13 protein-coding genes are annotated in these 15,502 nt (G+C 71.4%); 9 read left to right on the top strand and 4 right to left on the bottom strand.

The window, feature by feature from the left end:
* Positions 1-280 precede the first annotated feature (280 nt).
* From OG844_RS22400 to hutH, 3 genes are all read left to right on the top strand, one after another.
* Entirely contained in the window at positions 281-1,093 is an 813-nt protein-coding gene (locus OG844_RS22400) for an enoyl-CoA hydratase/isomerase family protein (protein ID WP_383805099.1), read from the top strand.
* A gap of 81 nt (positions 1,094-1,174) precedes the next feature.
* Positions 1,175-2,353 (top strand): diguanylate cyclase domain-containing protein, encoded by a 1,179-nt coding sequence (locus OG844_RS22395; protein WP_406392589.1) that lies wholly within the window; start codon positions 1,175-1,177, stop codon positions 2,351-2,353.
* 58 nt (positions 2,354-2,411) lie between these two features.
* Positions 2,412-3,962 (top strand): histidine ammonia-lyase, encoded by a 1,551-nt coding sequence (gene hutH, locus OG844_RS22390; protein ID WP_385616722.1) that lies wholly within the window; start codon positions 2,412-2,414, stop codon positions 3,960-3,962.
* Positions 3,963-4,028: 66 nt separating this feature from the next.
* Here hutH and OG844_RS22385 read toward each other — a convergent pair whose 3' ends face one another.
* Positions 4,029-4,334, bottom strand: coding sequence for a hypothetical protein (locus OG844_RS22385; protein ID WP_406392587.1), 306 nt, complete (start codon positions 4,332-4,334; stop codon positions 4,029-4,031).
* Between the two features lie 108 nt (positions 4,335-4,442).
* Between OG844_RS22385 and OG844_RS22380 the strand changes: the two genes are divergently transcribed.
* The 4 genes from OG844_RS22380 (at position 4,443) to OG844_RS22365 (ending at position 8,623) form a co-directional block, all read left to right on the top strand.
* Positions 4,443-4,844: a hypothetical protein gene (locus OG844_RS22380; protein ID WP_406392585.1), complete on the top strand. Its 402-nt coding sequence runs from the start codon at positions 4,443-4,445 to the stop codon at positions 4,842-4,844.
* 179 nt (positions 4,845-5,023) lie between these two features.
* Positions 5,024-6,289, top strand: coding sequence for an Ig-like domain-containing protein (locus OG844_RS22375; protein ID WP_406392583.1), 1,266 nt, complete (start codon positions 5,024-5,026; stop codon positions 6,287-6,289).
* A 154-nt stretch (positions 6,290-6,443) separates the two neighbouring features.
* Entirely contained in the window at positions 6,444-7,892 is a 1,449-nt protein-coding gene (locus OG844_RS22370) for an ABC transporter permease (protein WP_406392581.1), read from the top strand.
* Between the two features lie 47 nt (positions 7,893-7,939).
* Positions 7,940-8,623, top strand: a complete 684-nt coding sequence (locus OG844_RS22365) for an ABC transporter ATP-binding protein (RefSeq protein ID WP_406392580.1) — start codon at positions 7,940-7,942, stop codon at positions 8,621-8,623.
* 49 nt (positions 8,624-8,672) lie between these two features.
* Here OG844_RS22365 and OG844_RS22360 read toward each other — a convergent pair whose 3' ends face one another.
* On the bottom strand, positions 8,673-9,176 hold the full coding sequence (locus OG844_RS22360; RefSeq protein WP_406396218.1) for an RDD family protein: 504 nt from the start codon (positions 9,174-9,176) through the stop codon (positions 8,673-8,675).
* Positions 9,177-9,969: 793 nt separating this feature from the next.
* On the opposite strand from OG844_RS22360, the gene gdhA reads away from it, so the two are divergent.
* Positions 9,970-11,349 (top strand): NADP-specific glutamate dehydrogenase, encoded by a 1,380-nt coding sequence (gdhA, locus tag OG844_RS22355; RefSeq protein WP_406392579.1) that lies wholly within the window; start codon positions 9,970-9,972, stop codon positions 11,347-11,349.
* Between the two features lie 153 nt (positions 11,350-11,502).
* Positions 11,503-12,705: a hypothetical protein gene (locus OG844_RS22350; RefSeq protein WP_406392578.1), complete on the top strand. Its 1,203-nt coding sequence runs from the start codon at positions 11,503-11,505 to the stop codon at positions 12,703-12,705.
* Here the strand turns inward: OG844_RS22350 and OG844_RS22345 are convergent.
* Both OG844_RS22345 and OG844_RS22340 read right to left on the bottom strand, forming a co-directional pair.
* Positions 12,687-13,076 (bottom strand): YrdB family protein, encoded by a 390-nt coding sequence (locus tag OG844_RS22345; RefSeq protein ID WP_406392577.1) that lies wholly within the window; start codon positions 13,074-13,076, stop codon positions 12,687-12,689. The genes OG844_RS22350 and OG844_RS22345 overlap by 19 nt on opposite strands.
* A gap of 64 nt (positions 13,077-13,140) precedes the next feature.
* Positions 13,141-15,297: a sigma-70 family RNA polymerase sigma factor gene (locus OG844_RS22340; RefSeq protein ID WP_406392575.1), complete on the bottom strand. Its 2,157-nt coding sequence runs from the start codon at positions 15,295-15,297 to the stop codon at positions 13,141-13,143.
* Positions 15,298-15,502 lie beyond the last annotated feature (205 nt).

The following is a 15,502-nucleotide window of genomic DNA, read 5'->3' as shown; positions in this document are numbered from 1 at the left end:
CGCCGGGCGGGCTGGATGTGGCCGGGGTGGGCTCCGGAACGTGCCCTCGAGCGCCGGGAAGGCTGGGAGTGGCCCGGGGTGGGCCCCGAAGGTGCCCTCGAGCGCCGGGCGGGCCGGATGTGGCCGGGGGTGGGCTTCAAAGGTGCCATCGAGCGGGGGAAGCGGTGACCTTGAGCGTCGGAAGCCTGGGGCCGCCGGGGAAGTGGCCGGGTGGGCTGAGGTGTCGCGGTCCTTCCGCCTAGGATCCCCGGTAACGATCGTTAACCGGAGGGGTGCAGTCATGACCGTCACGTCGGAGCAGCGGTTCGGGGAGTTCGTCGTCGTGCGGCGGCACGAAGGTCAGGAGCATGTGGCCGAGCTCGTGCTCGACCGGCCCAAGGCGATGAACGCGGTGTCCACCGACATGGCTCGTTCGATCGGGGCCGCCTGCGATGCGCTCGGCGCCGACCAGGGGGTGCGCGTCACCGTGCTCACCTCGAGCCATGAGCGGGCCTTCTGCGTGGGCGCGGACCTCAAGGAGCGGAACTCCTTCACGGATGCCGAGCTGGTGCGGCAGCGGCCCACCGCGAGGGCCGCGTACACCGGTGTGCTCGAACTGCCGATGCCGACCGTCGCCGCCGTGCACGGCTTCGCCCTCGGGGGCGGCTTTGAGCTCGCGCTGGCCTGCGATGTGATCGTGGCCGACCGCACCGCCGTGGTCGGACTGCCCGAGGTGTCCGTCGGTGTCATTCCCGGCGGCGGCGGTACGCAGCTGCTGCCCCGCAGGGTCGGCGCCGCGCGCGCGGCCGAGCTGGTCTTCTCCGCGCGGCGGGTGGAGGCGGTGGAGGCGCGTGAGCTGGGGCTGGTGGACGAGCTGGTCGACGCTGGCCTGGACCGGGACGAGGCGCTGGCGCTCGGCGGCCGGATCGCCGTCAACTCCCCGGTGGGGCTGCGCGCCGCGAAGCGGGCTCTGCGGCTCGGCCAGGGGCTGGACCTGCGGGCGGGGCTCGAGGTGGAGGACGCGGCCTGGCGGTCGGTGGCCTTCTCCGGGGACCGGGCCGAGGGCGTCGCCGCGTTCAACGAGAAGCGGAAGCCGAACTGGCCGGGTGAGTGACGGCGGCGCCCGGCGGGCGCGCTGAAGATCATCCGCACTGTCAACTGATCAAATCGCCGCAAACCTCCCTAAGCTGTGGTGATGGGCGGTGATGATGTGCGGCTGCGCGCCGTGGTTTCGCTGGCGCAGACGATGGCGGCGGCCTACACCTCGCGCGAGTCCTGGCGGGCCGCGGCGCTGGGGGCGTGCGAGGCGCTGGGCGGAAGTTTCGCGGCCCTGTCCGTCTGGGAGCGCGACCGGGGCAGGCTGCGGGTGCTGGTGAACGCGGGGGAGCGGGCCGAGGGGGAGGAGGAGTTCCCCGACGAGGAGGCCTACCCCGTGCACCAGTTCCCGGAGATCACCGAGTTCCTGCACGAGCGCTGGGCGGGTGGCGGTGAGCCGGACGCCTGGGTGGAGACCGCCGAAGGCGGCCCGGCCACCGGAGCCCCGGCCCGGGGCGCTCGCCCGTACTGCCACCAGCGGGTAGCGGCCCTGCGGCGGCGGGGGCGGGGCTGCTGCGTGGTGGCGCCGATCGTGCTGCACGGGAGGGCGTGGGGCGAGCTGTACGTGGCGCGTCCGGCCGGTGCGCGGGTGTTCGACCGGGACGACGCGGACTTCGCCACCGTGCTGGCCGCCGTCGTCGCGGCGGGCATCGCCCAGACCGAGCGCCTGGAGGAGGTGCGCAAGCTGGCCTTCACCGACCCGCTGACCGGACTCGCCAACCGCCGTGCCGTCGACCTCCGGCTCGACGAGGCGGTGGAGCGGCATCGTACGGAGGATGCCGTGGTGAGCCTGGTCGTCTGTGACCTGAACGGCCTCAAGGCGGTCAACGACACCCATGGCCACGCGGTCGGCGACCGCCTGCTGGAACGTTTCGGCTCCGTGCTCTCGCTCTGCGGGGCGATGCTCCCCGGAGCCCTGGCGGCACGGCTGGGCGGCGACGAGTTCTGTCTGCTGACCGTGGGTCCCACGGCGGACGACGTGGTCCGGGTCTCCGAGGAGCTCTGCGCGCGGGCCGTAGCCCTGGAGCTCGGCAACGGGGTCGCCTGCGGAGTCGCCTCGACCGGTGACGAGATCGGCCCCGTACGCTCCGCGCGCCGGCTCTTCCGGCTCGCCGACGCCGCCCAGTACCAGGCCAAGGCGGCGCATTCCCGGAGGCCGGTGGTGGCGGGGCGGGACGGCGAGGTGATCCGGCTCGCCGACTCCCCGCCCAAGTCGCCGCACGACCGCCGCAGGCTGCGCGGCAGTCCGCCGCCCGGGGACGGGTTGCCGGATCGGTAAGGGGTCAACCGCACGACCACTAGTGACATGTCGAGATTCAGTCCGTAGGCTTCTGAATATGGATATGCATACAGTCGTGGTGGGGACGTCCGGTACCACCGCCGAGGACGTCATCGCCGTGGCCCGTGGGGGCGCCCGTGTCGAGCTCTCGCAGGACGCCGTCGACGCCCTCGCCGCCGCCCGGGAGATCGTCGACGCGCTCGCCGCCAAGCCCGAGCCGGTCTACGGCGTCTCCACCGGCTTCGGTGCCCTCGCCAGCCGGCACATCAGCCCGGACCTCCGGGCGCAACTGCAGCGCAACATCGTGCGCTCTCACGCGGCGGGCATGGGCCCCCACGTCGAGCGCGAGGTCGTGCGGGCGCTGATGTTCCTGAGGCTGAAGACGCTCGCCTCCGGGCACACCGGCGTACGCCCCCAGGTCGCGCAGACCATGGCGGACGTGCTCAACGCGGGCATCACCCCCGTCGTGCACGAATACGGCTCGCTCGGCTGCTCCGGCGACCTGGCCCCGCTCTCGCACTGCGCCCTGACCCTCATGGGCGAGGGCGACGCGGAGGGCCCCGACGGCGTCGTGCGCCCCGCCGGCGAGCTCCTCGCCGCCCACGGCATCACGCCCGTCGAACTGCGCGAGAAGGAGGGCCTCGCCCTGCTCAACGGCACCGACGGCATGCTCGGCATGCTCGTCATGGCCCTCGCCGACCTGAAGAACCTCTACACCGCCGCGGACATCACCGCCGCGCTCTCCCTGGAAGGCCTCCTCGGCACGGAGAAGGTCCTCGCCCCCGAGCTCCACGCCATCCGCCCCCACCCGGGCCAGGGCGCCTCCGCCGACAACATGCTGCGGGTGCTGGCCGGATCCGGCCTCACCGGCCACCACCAGGACGACGCGCCCCGCGTCCAGGACGCCTACTCCGTACGCTGCGCACCCCAGGTCAACGGGGCGGGACGCGACACCCTCACGCACGGGCGGCTCGTCGCGGACCGTGAGCTGGCCTCCGCCGTCGACAACCCCGTCGTGCTCCCGGACGGCCGCGTGGAGTCCAACGGCAACTTCCACGGTGCGCCCGTCGCGTACGTACTCGACTTCCTGGCGATCGTCGCCGCCGACCTCGGCTCGATCACCGAGCGGCGCACCGACCGGCTCCTGGACAAGAACCGCTCGCACGGTCTGCCGCCGTTCCTCGCCGACGACGCCGGTGTCGACTCCGGGCTGATGATCGCCCAGTACACGCAGGCCGCCCTGGTCAGCGAGATGAAGCGGCTCGCGGTCCCGGCGTCCGTCGACTCGATCCCGTCCTCCGCGATGCAGGAGGACCACGTCTCCATGGGCTGGTCGGCCGCGCGCAAGCTCCGTACCGCCGTCACCAACCTCGCGCGGATCGTCGCCGTCGAGCTGTACGCGGCCACGCGTGCCGTCGAACTGCGCGCCGCCCAGGGACTGGCCCCCGCGCCCGCCTCGCTGGCCGTCATCGAGGCGCTGCGGGCCGCCGGTGTCCAGGGGCCGGGCCCCGACCGCTTCCTCTCGCCCGACCTGGCGGCCGCCGACGCCTTCGTCCGGGAAGGGAAGCTCGTCGCCGTCGCGGAGACGGTGACCGGACCGCTCGCCTGACCCCGCCCGACCCGTACGCACGGAAGGGCCGCTGCACCCGCGGGTGCAACGGCCCTTCCGCGTACGTCAGAAGCCCGGGCTCACGGTGCCCCGGCGTACCGAATACGCGACGAATCCCGCTCCGGCGCACAGGAAGGCCGTACCGCCGATCAGATACGGCGTGGTGTCGACCCCGGCCCCGGTATCGGCGAGCGTCTCCTGCGTGGTGATCTCTCCCGCACCGGACGCCTGTTGGCCGGGGGCGGAGGAGCCGGCGGAACTGGTCCGAGGGCCTGCCCCGTCCGTCGCGTTGGCGGAGGGGACGAACCAGAGAGCGCAGAGCAGGGTGCCTGCCGCGGTGGTGGTCAGCAGCGTGCGACGAGCGATGGACACAGAATCGATCCCCTTGCGACAACCATCAGTTAGCCCCGTGGGCCGATGCTAAGCAAAGCAGCGGGTCGGAGGAAAGTCGCGGGCCCCAGGAGCCTTACGCTCCGGCGTATGAGCACTTCAGAGACAAACGCATTCGTCCGGCTTCGCGTGGAGATGGTGCTGGAGATCACCGACGCGGACGCCCTGACCGGCACCGCACTCGAGAGCATCGCCGCCGACCACGCAGCGTCCGGCGATGCCGCCGAGGACTCCGCCGAAGAACGTATGCATGCGGAAGCGACGGTCAGGGAAGACGATGCGGAGGCGCTCGCGTCACTTATCGACCCGTTCGATCTGGTCAGCCAGGTACCCGGGGTCGAGCTCGCCCAGGCCTCGTGGAGCAGCGAGACCATCGACTACGACCCCGGCGCCGACGACTGGACCGCCGGCGGGGACGACGAGGACGAGGGCCACTACGGGATCGAGGACAATGAGACGGACGACGAAGAAGGTGGCGGGACGGAGCGCTGACTCCGCTCGGCACGCCGTCCGGCCGGCGGGAACCGCCGCTGCCGCCGGTGCGTCGATGAGTGGTGTTCCCCACATCTTCGGCTGATGAGGAACGGAAGACCCGGTCAGGGTGTTCTTGGAGCATTGACGGGTGTTCGCCGTCCGGCGGCCCCGTCGGGGATTTTGGGGAATCGGCAACGATGGAGAAGCGTGTGATGACGGACAGCAAGCGGCGCAGGGGCCTCATGGCCGCGTCCGCACTGCTCGGCGGCGTGCTGGTGCTTTCGGCCTGTAGCGACGACGGCGGTGGCAAGGGCGGCAGCGCCGAGAGCTCGAAGACGTCGCAGGCCGAGGTGGACGAGGCGGCGGCCAAGGACGCCTCCGAGGCGCAGATAACGATCGCGCCGAAGAACGGTGCCACCAACGCGAGCATCAACAGTGCCGCCATGGTCACCGTCGCCAAGGGCAAGCTCACCGAAGTCACCATGACCACGTCCGCCGGAGAGGCCGTCGAGGGCAAGCTCGCCTCCGACGGCTCCAGCTGGAAGCCGACGGGTCAGCTCGAACGCTCGACCACGTACAAGATCAGCGCGACGGCCACCGACTCCAAGGACCGCGAGGCGCACGCCAACAGTTCCTTCACCACCGTTTCACCCGAGAACAGCTTCATCGGGAACTTCACCCCCGAGGACGGCTCCACCGTCGGCGTCGGCATGCCCGTGTCGATCAACTTCAACAAGGCGATCACGAACAAGAAGGCCGTCCAGGACGGCATCACCGTGACGTCGAGCAGCGGCCAGGAAGTCGTCGGCCACTGGTTCAACGAGAAGCGCCTGGACCTGCGCCCCGAGAACTACTGGCAGGGCAACTCCACCGTCACGCTGAAGCTGGCGCTCGACGGCGTCGAGGGTGCCGACGGCGTCGTCGGTGTGCAGCAGAAGACGGTCACCTTCAAGGTCGGCCGCAACCAGGTCTCCACCGTGGACGCCAAGGCGCACACGATGACCGTCACCCGGGACGGCCAGACGGTCAAGACCATCCCGATCTCCGCCGGTTCCTCGGAGAACCCGACGTACAACGGCCAGATGGTGATCTCCGAGAAGTTCAAGGAGACCCGCATGGACGGTTCGACGGTCGGCTTCACCGACGACGACGGCAAGGGTGAGTACGACATCAAGGACGTGCCGCACGCCCTGCGGCTGTCCACGTCGGGCACCTTCATCCACGGCAACTACTGGGGCGCCAAGTCGATCTTCGGCAGCGTCAACACCAGCCACGGCTGCATCGGCCTGTCCGACACGAAGGGCGCGGGCGACCCCGACGTGCCGGGCGCCTGGTTCTACAGCAACTCCATGATCGGTGACGTGGTCGTCGTCAAGAACTCCCCGGACAAGACCATCGCCCCCGACAACGGGCTCAACGGCTGGAACATGAGCTGGGCGGAGTGGACGGCACCCGCCGCCTGATCTTCCCACCGCGCTCCTCCCCCCGTACGAAGGCGGCGGCACCCCGGATTCCCCGGGGTGCCGCCGCCTTCGGCGTGTGCGGCCCGCAGGCGTTCTCATCCAGCTCTCATCGCAGCCTCAACTCCTCATCACACCCGCTCCGTAGCTTCGCGCCATGTTCTTCACCTACCTCCGGCGCGAGCTGCGCCGCCGCAGAAAGGCGGCGCTCGTCGTCGCCTCGGGGCTCGCCCTCGGCATTGCGCTGGTCATCATCGTCAGCTCGGTCTCCTCGGGCATGAGCAAGGCCCAGGACAAGGTCCTCCAATCGCTGTACGGCCTGGGTACGGACATGACGGTGACCAAGGCCGCCGCCGCCCCGGGTTCCGGCACCGAACGGCCCCGGTTCGAGTTCGACGCCAAGGACGACGACGCGACCCAGAGCACCGACCGCGTCATGGTCCAGGGTTTCCAGACGCTGGCCTCCACCACCGTCGACAAGGTCGGCAAGCAGAACGGCGTCGCGGACGCCGTCGGCGGGCTGAGCCTGACCGTCATGAAGGTCGACGGCCAGTTCAAGCGCGGTGAGTTCAAGCAGGACGAGGGGGCGACCCAGGGAGGCCCCCGCGGCGGCGGCAGCGGTCAGCCGCAGGGTGAGGTCCAGGGCGGCGGCGCCTCCTTCGACGTCAACTCCTTCACCGTGTACGGCACCGACGTCACTCAGCAGGACCTCGGCCCGCTGACCTCCTCCAAGATCACCAAGGGTCGTACGTTCAAGGCCACCGAGACCGACGCCGAGGTCGCGGTCGTCGACGCCGCGTACGCCAGGGAGAAGGAGCTCGCGGTCGACGAGACCGTCACGATCTCCGGCACGAAGTACACGATCGTCGGAGTCTCGACGGCGGACAGCGGCGACGCGGCCGCCAACGTCTACGTCCCCCTGAAGCAGGCGCAGACGCTCGCCGACTCCAAGGACAAGATCACCACGGTCTACGTCAAGGCCGCCGACTCGCAGGCGATCGACACCGTCAAGGCCGCCATCCAGAAGAACATCTCCGGCACCACGGTCACCACGTCCGCCGACCTCGCCGACACGGTCTCCGGTTCCCTCTCCACCGCCTCCGACCTCGCCTCCAGCGTCGGCAAGTGGCTCTCCATCGCCGTCCTGGTCGCCGCCTTCCTCGTCGCCGGACTGCTCACCTCCTCGGCGGTCAGCCGCCGCGTACGGGAGTTCGGCACCCTCAAGGCGCTCGGCTGGAAGAGCGGACGCGTCACCCGCCAGGTCGTCGGCGAGGCCCTCGTCAACGGCCTCATGGGCGGTGTCCTCGGCATCGCCGTCGGGCTCGCCGGCGCGTACGCCGTGACCGCCATCAGCCCCACCCTCACCGCCCAGCTCGGCTCCTCGGGCGGCGGAGGCGGCATGGGCGGCGGTGGCCCGATGGGCGGCGGTCCCGGCCGCCAGACCGCGGCCAAGACCCTCGACATCGCGCTGACCGCCCCGGTCTCCCTCACCACGATCCTGACCGCCGTCGCGCTGGCGGTGGCGGGAGGCCTCATCGCGGGTGCCTTCGGCGGCTGGCGGGCCTCCAGGCTGCGCCCGGCCGACGCCCTGCGCCGCGTCGCGTGACGCCGCCCCGCCCCTCCCCTCGTACGTACAGCAGCAGGAGTCCACACGTGTACCAGCTCAAGGGCGTCACCAAGCGCTACATGCGCGGCAAGAACCCCGTCGACGCACTCGCGGACGTCGACCTGACCATCGAGGACGGCGGCAGGCTCGTCATCCAGGGCCCGACCGGCGGAGGCAAGTCCACGCTCCTCCAGATGCTCGGCGGGCTGGACAGACCCACCTCCGGCACCATCGAACTCGACGGCGTCGACCTGGCGAAGCTGCCCGAGTCCCGGCTCACCCAGGTGCGGGCGGAGTCCATCGGCTTCGTCTTCCAGAGCTTCAACCTGATCCCGACGCTCACCGCCCAGGAGAACGTCGAGACCGCGCTCGTCCCGCTCGGCCTCGGCGCGAGGACCCGCCGTGAACGGGCCGCGGAGGCCCTCGACTCCGTCGGCCTCGGCGACCGTCCCACCCACCTGCCGGGCGAGATGTCCGGCGGCCAGCAGCAGCGCGTCGCGATCGCCAGGGCGCTCGTGAAGCGGCCCAAGGTGCTGCTCGCCGACGAACCCACGGGCAACCTCGACGAGTCCATGCGCGACGAGATCATGGAACTGCTCGACGGGCTGTGGAAGGAGCACGGGCTGACCTTCGTGATGGTCACCCACGACAGTTCCCTCGCCCGCAAGGCGCCGCGGGTGGCGACCATCCGCAAGGGCAAGGTGACGGTCACGGAGAACGCGGCGGCCTGAAGCCGGCGGGTACGCGGCGCTCCCCGGCCGACGGGCGGGGAGCGCCGCGTCACGCCGATGCGTGGGCGGCGACGGACCTGCGGTACGTCCGCAGGTCCCCGCGCCTCACCTGGCGCAGCCCCGCCACGTCGTCGTCGGCCATGCTGCCTGGCCGTGAGCCTTCGGGCTGCGGGACCCCTGGCTGTGGGATCCCGGGCTGCCCGCACGCGGGCCGTCGGGCGCCGGGCCGGGCGGGGCGCTTGCGCAGCCGGTACCAGGGCTGCAGCGGAAGCCGGACCAGCCCGTACAGCCAGCGCCTGATCAGCTGTCCCAGCCCCGGCCGGCGGGCGTCGGGCAGCCCGACCACCCGTACCCCCATGATCAGTTTGCCCGCGCTGGCCCGGACGGCCGCCGTCAGCAGCACCTGGTTGACGAAGGAGAGCGCGAGGGCGGGCAATGCGGTGAGGATCACCGCCCGGCCCGTCTCGGCGGCGTGCACGTACGGCCGGGTCAGTAACCCGGCCGCCAGCAGGCAGAGGTAGCAGTCGAGGGCGATGGCGAGATAGCGCCGCATGCCGTCGGCGCCCGACGGAAGGGAGGGCGGCGGTCGGAGCAGACCGTACGGGGGAGGGGGCATCGCCCTGTCGTGCGAGCGGGGTGAGTGCCCCAACACCCCACGTCCATATGGAAGTTGACTACCGGTAGCCTTCCGGGCCCCCCGTGGTGATGTCATGACGGCATCATGACCGATCGTCAGCCGGCGGGAGCTTGTCCTGCACCCCCGACTTGCCGCGGATGTCCGTCGGGCGTCCGCGGGAGCACGGTCAGCAGCCGCCCCCGGGCAACCGGTAGCCGGAATCCAGCCGGTACACGCCGGCCCGGGGCACCGTGAGCCGTGTCCGCGCGCCGTCCCGCCCCACACACGCCCCGCCGTTCGTCCGCAACCAGGGCGAGTACGCGATCCGTACCGCACCGACCCCGCCGACGGCATCCGCATCACCAGTGACGCCGCGTCCCCGTGCACCACCTCGCCCGGGCTCGAACTGCCGCGCGATCGCGGGATCTTCGCGGACGGACGGCCGGGAACCCGCGTATGCGTGAGAACACGTTCAGTGATCCCCGCGCGCACACCCTACGGCGGGGCGGGGCGCCCTGGGGCCCTCACGCCCCCGCCCGCGAGGCTGTGAGCTTCGCCACCGTACGGGTCGTCATACGGATGATCGTGGTCAGTATGGAGGCGGCTCCGGGCTTCTCCGGGGCCACGCTGGGACAATCGCCCGGTGCGACGGTCCTCCCCCGACCGGTGGCGCTTCCAGGGACAGGGAGCGCCGTCGCGCACGAGCCCACCCATGGAAGGTCTTGATCAGATGCCCGCCACCTCCGGCTCCGTAAGCCCGCACACCGCCGCCACCCGCGTCATCGAACCGCTCTACGCGGAGGTTCTGCGACGCAACCAGGGTGAGAAGGAGTTCCACCAGGCGGTACGCGAGGTCCTCGAAACCCTGGGTCCGGTGCTGGCGCAGCGGCCGGAACTGGTCGACGCCAGGATCATCGAGCGGATCTGCGAGCCCGAGCGCCAGCTCATCTTCCGGGTGCCGTGGTCGGACGACTCCGGCGACATCCACGTCAACCGCGGTTTCCGCGTCGAGTTCTCCAGCGCCCTCGGCCCGTACAAGGGCGGACTGCGCTTCCACCCCTCGGTCAACCTGGGCATCGTGAAGTTCCTCGGCTTCGAGCAGATCTTCAAGAACGCCCTCACCGGCATGCCGATCGGAGGCGGCAAGGGCGGTGCGGACTTCGACCCCAAGGGCCGCTCCGACGCCGAGGTCATGCGGTTCTGTCAGTCCTTCATGACGGAACTCCACCGCCATCTCGGCGAGTACACCGACGTACCCGCCGGTGACATCGGCGTCGGCGGCCGCGAGATCGGCTACCTCTTCGGCCAGTACAAGCGGATCACCAACCGCTACGAGTCCGGCGTGCTCACCGGCAAGGGCCTGGGCTGGGGCGGCGCCCAGGCCCGCACCGAGGCGACCGGCTACGGCTGTGTCCTGTTCACCGCCGAAATGCTCCGCAGCCGCGGCGAATCCCTCGATGGCCAGCGCATCGCCGTCTCGGGTTCGGGGAACGTGGCCATCTACGCGATCGAGAAGGCACAGCAGTTCGGCGCGACCGTCGTGACCTGCTCCGACTCGGGCGGCTTCGTGGTGGACGAGAAGGGCATCGACCTCGATCTCCTCAAGGAGGTCAAGGAAGCAGGGCGCGGCAGGGTCTCCGACTACGCGGAGCGCCGCGGCGAGCACGCGCGTTACGTGCCGGGTACGGGAGTCTGGAACGTCCCCGTGGACGTGGCACTGCCCTGCGCCACCCAGAACGAACTCGACGAGGCCGACGCGCTCGCCCTCGTACGCCACGGTGTGAAGGCGGTCGCGGAGGGCGCCAACATGCCCACCACCCCCGAGGCCGTACGCGTCCTCCAGGACGCGGGTGTCGCCTTCGCCCCCGGCAAGGCGGCCAACGCGGGCGGCGTGGCCACCAGCGCGCTGGAGATGCAGCAGAACGCCTCCCGCGATTCCTGGACCTTCGCCCACACGGAGGAGCGCCTCGCGGAGATCATGCGCCACATCCACGACGCCTGCTACACGACGGCCGAGCGCTACGGCAGCCCCGGCAACTACGTGGTGGGCGCGAACATCGCGGGCTTCGAACTGGTCGCCGACGCGATGCTCGCGCAGGGCCTGATCTGATCCGAAGGCCCCACGCGGCAACGGCCCGGGGTGCGGCGCGTGTCCCGGGCCGCCCTCCCCGGTGTGGGGGGTTTCGTGATCATCCTGTGCTCGCGCAGGAGCACCTGCTCCGAGAAGAATGCCTGTTCGGAGCAGGTGCAAGGGGTGGGGAACATGGAGACTGCAAGACGCTGGGGGGCCGTGCTCGCGCTGACTTCGGCGCTCGTCGGCACAGCCGCGTGCGGCGCGGACGACGACGCGGAGGCGGGGGAGTCCGTCTACGGCCTGCCCCTGGCCGAGCAGTTCCACGCGGCGACGGAAGCGACGCGGAAGGCCGGCACGGCCGCCTTCGTCTCGACCCTCACGTACGGGACGACGACCGGCGACGCCGAACAGCGCACCGAGGGAAGCCTGGACTACACCGAGGGGACCTCGCTCGCCACCGTCAGCCTCACAGTGGACCGGCGTTTCCACCGGACCGCCGCCCAGTTCGTCGGGGAGCCGGGGACGACCGTCGAACAGACCCTTGCCACCGACGGCGACGACGTCTACGTCCGGCGCGGCGCCTCCGCCTGGCTGCGCTACACCCCTGAGGCGATCACGGGACTGGGCGAGTCGACCCGCGCGGTGGCCGCGCACGCCGCGGGCGACGTGGCACCGTACAGCGGCACCCTCGCCGACCTCGTCCCCCGTACGATCCCCCGTCAGGAACCAGAGCGGCAGACGGACGGCAGCCGCCTCTACCGGGTGACCGCACTCGCCGAGGTCGCGTCGGAGATACTGCCCCCGGAACTCCAGACCGCCGGGGGCGACCCGGTGGAACTGACGGTGCGGCTCGACTCCGAAGGCAGGCTCACCAAGGTGACCGCCGACCTCGGGCCCGTACTCGTCGGCCTGCACGAGGAGAACGCTCCCACCGGAAGCATCAGGACCCTGCGAGCGACCTACGAACTCAGCGCGTTCGGCAAGCCGGTCCGGCACAAGAAGCCGGGCGAGGGCGTCGAGGACGCACTGAAGACGCTGGCCCCCGTGGGCGGCCTGAAGGCGGGACAGTGTGCCGCCACGGACACGGGACTCGGCAGCAACGGGGTCGTACGTCCGGTCGACTGCGCGGAGAGCCACGACATGCGGGTGCTCGCGCAGACCGAGGTGGACCGGACCTTCCCCGGGGACGGGGCGGAGAAGAGCGGGAACGAATACGCCGACGAGCAGTGCGGGCGCGCGTACGACAAGGCCCCGGCCGCATGGCTGCGCGGCGCCGTCCACAAGGACGGCTTCTCGTACACCGGCTCCTCCGACACCACGGTCACGGTGGGCGCGCGAGGTACCGAGACGTCGGTGACCGGCGCCTACACCTGCTACGTCGTCACGTCCTGACCGGCGCCGCGCCGGAAGTACTCCGCGCAGCCCGTGTTCAGCACGACCGCGGCCGCCACCGGACGGCCCGTCCCGTACACGGCTGCCGCGCCACCGCCGAGCACCAGCGTCTTCACCGCGAGGACGCCCGCGAGCGGCAGCCGGATCCGGGCGCGAGGTGCCGCGAAGAGCCCCCACAGGGCTACGGCCGCCGCAGGTGTCCCGAGCCCCAGCAGCAGCGAGGCCGCCCAGCCGTCCACGGCCGTGAAGCCCCACCAGGACAGACAGCCGATCGCCAGAAGTTCGAGGACGAAGGCGAGCACCTCGTTCGCGGCGAACCACGGACGGCCCTGCAGGGTGGTGAGGTGGCTGCGGCCATCGCTCGCCGCCATCGGATCCGAACTTCCTTTCGATCGAAGTCTTTTGCGTGCAAGGGTGCCATGTGCCCGCGCCATCTCAGGAGCCTTCGGCCATACGTGCCCCTGGCTGCCGCCCGGCCGGGGCCAGGAAGGACGTCCGGGGCAGCGCGGCGTCGGCGGAACGGGGCGACTCGGCGGTGGCCGGATCGGTCGTGCCGAACATCGACGGGCTCCCGCCCCCGCCGTCCCAGGTGTTGCCCTCGGAACGGGCGGAGTCCGCCAGTACCGGCTCCGGTCCCTCGGTGTTGTCCACAGCCGCGTTCGCGCTCAGCACGGCGGACGAGCTGGCCAGGTAGAAGCCGGTTCCGTTGCGGAAGGCGGTGTTGCGGGTGAGGCGGATGGCACCCGAATTGCCCTCGTCGTTGAAGCCGAGCCCGGCGTTGTCCCAGGCGGCGTCGTCGGTGAGCACGTGCGCCACCGAGGCGGCGGTGTTGCCCCCGCCGAGCGTGAAACCGTTGCCGTTGCGGTAGGACCAGGTGCTCTCCACGGTCACCGGGGTGGTGAAACCGCCCAGGTCGATGCCGTCGGCCCCGTTGTCGAAGGCACGGCAGCCCCGGACCACGTTGCCGCCGCCGGAGCCGAACTTGACCGCCAGGCCGACGCCGCCCCCCGGCTTCGGCCCGTTGGAGTGGAAGTCGCTGTCGAGCACGCTGTTGCCCTCGGTGCCGGAATCGCGCAGGGTGAGCCCGGACTCGGCGTTGTCGTGCAGGGAGAGCCCCCGGAAAACGGTGTCCCGACAGCCCCGGCAGACGTACGCGTGACTTCCCGAGCCCCGGATCTCCAGCCCCTGCACGGTCCAGTGATCCGCCTGCTGGGTGATCGCCCAGGTGTCCGCGGGTACGCCGGACGCGTCGATCACCGGCCGTTCGCCCCGGATGTTGCTGAGTGTGATGCGGCGGCCGACGGTGCCGTCCGTGCCGATGTCCACCCCCTCCTCCGGCCGGTACGTGCCACCGCGCATGGCGATCGTCTGTCCGGGCCGGACCACCGACACCGCCTTGCCGAGAGTGGCGAAGGGCCGCGCCTTGCTGCCGTCGCCCGAGTCCGAGCCGCCGGGCGCGAGATAGATGTCGGCACCGGTCACTCCGATCGCCCCCGACCCCTTCCGCGCAGCAGCAGCCGTCGTCGTCGGGACCGCGGCAGGCGAGGCGGCCGCGGAACCCGCCGGGGCCGGACGGGAAGGCGCCGGGTCCGTCGGCTGGGCGGGGCGGCTCGCGGCCGGTGGCGCCGACTGCGGAGAGGGCGCGGGGGAGTGCCACACCGGGTAGGTCAGGGCCCCGGTGACGACCGCCAGCACCGCAGCGGAGGCCGTGACCGACTTCGCCGTGAGGTGGTGCAGGTACCCGCGGACCCCGCCGACCGCCGTCTGCCCGATCACGGAGGCGGTCTCCACGCTCAGCCGCACCCCGTCCAGGAGTCCTCCAGGTATCGGTACGAGTCCCAGTCCGGGCAACAGCTTCTCCGGTGCAACCAGCCCCGACCCCTCCTTCCCGCACTGCGGGCAGCCCCGCACATGGCGGTTGAGCCTCTTGCGCCAGAGGGCACCGGTGCTGCCGTCCCAGCCCTGCGCGGCGTCCGCCAGCCCGGGGCAGCGGGGCGTGACGGCCAGCGCGCGGACGACCGTGCGCGCGGCCTCCAGCTGGACCTTCATGCGCCGTACCCGGACCGCGGTGTGCCGGGCGTCCAGGCCGATGGCACGGGCGACCTCGGCCCTGGTGAGGCGGCCGGCCTCCTCCTCCCACCACAGGGCGAGCAGTCGGCGGTCGTCCGCGTCCAGCCAGCGGGCCGCACGGGCCAGGTCCCGGCGCTGGCCGGTGAGTTCCAGCTCGGCGACGGTGCGCTCGGCGAAGTCGGTGAGCGGGTCGGCGACCTCCTCCACCTCGTGCCGGTGGAACCGGTCGCGGGCCGTGCGCCGCTGGTGCTGCTGGATCTCCCGGTACGCGATGGCCACGGCCCAGGAGCGGAACCGCTCGGGCTCGCGCAGCGAGGGCAGGGCGCGGACGATCCGCAGCATCACGTCCTGCACCAGGTCGTCGACGTCGGGGTGGCCGTTGAGGGCCCGCCCGACAATTCCGTATACCAACGGCAGGTGGACGCCGAGCAGTTCCTCCATCGCGACGGTGTCGCCGCCCCTGGCCCTGTGCACCAGCGCCGGAATGTCGCGCACCGTAGCGCCGGTCCCGCTGTCCGTCATCCCGTCACGACTCCCTCGTCCCCTTCGGGGCCGGTCACCGGACGGCCCCGAACAAGCGGCCGACAGGGCCCCGGAGCCACGCATCGTGGCACAACGTGACCGACCCGTAAAGAAGTTGCCGCTTCCACCACGTACGGCACCAGGCCGCCTCCGCCTCCAGGGCCCCGGAGAAGTTTCTTCCAGGTTTTCTGTCATCCCCCTCCGT

The sequence above is a fragment of the Streptomyces sp. NBC_00887 genome (assembly GCF_045207585.1).
The sequence above is the reverse complement of the archived record's forward strand: the minus strand, read 5'-3'. Positions and strand labels throughout refer to the sequence as shown.

Coding starts and splice junctions, on each gene's coding strand:
- OG844_RS22400 (WP_383805099.1), top strand. CDS start 281: ATGACCGTCACGTCGGAGCAGCGGTTCGGGGAGTTCGTCGTCGTGCGG.
- OG844_RS22395 (WP_406392589.1), top strand. CDS start 1,175: ATGGGCGGTGATGATGTGCGGCTGCGCGCCGTGGTTTCGCTGGCGCAG.
- hutH (WP_385616722.1), top strand. CDS start 2,412: ATGGATATGCATACAGTCGTGGTGGGGACGTCCGGTACCACCGCCGAG.
- OG844_RS22380 (WP_406392585.1), top strand. CDS start 4,443: ATGAGCACTTCAGAGACAAACGCATTCGTCCGGCTTCGCGTGGAGATG.
- OG844_RS22375 (WP_406392583.1), top strand. CDS start 5,024: ATGGAGAAGCGTGTGATGACGGACAGCAAGCGGCGCAGGGGCCTCATG.
- OG844_RS22370 (WP_406392581.1), top strand. CDS start 6,444: ATGTTCTTCACCTACCTCCGGCGCGAGCTGCGCCGCCGCAGAAAGGCG.
- OG844_RS22360 (WP_406396218.1), bottom strand. CDS start 9,176: ATGCGGCGCTATCTCGCCATCGCCCTCGACTGCTACCTCTGCCTGCTG.
- gdhA (WP_406392579.1), top strand. CDS start 9,970: ATGCCCGCCACCTCCGGCTCCGTAAGCCCGCACACCGCCGCCACCCGC.
- OG844_RS22350 (WP_406392578.1), top strand. CDS start 11,503: ATGGAGACTGCAAGACGCTGGGGGGCCGTGCTCGCGCTGACTTCGGCG.
- OG844_RS22345 (WP_406392577.1), bottom strand. CDS start 13,076: ATGGCGGCGAGCGATGGCCGCAGCCACCTCACCACCCTGCAGGGCCGT.
- OG844_RS22340 (WP_406392575.1), bottom strand. CDS start 15,297: ATGACGGACAGCGGGACCGGCGCTACGGTGCGCGACATTCCGGCGCTG.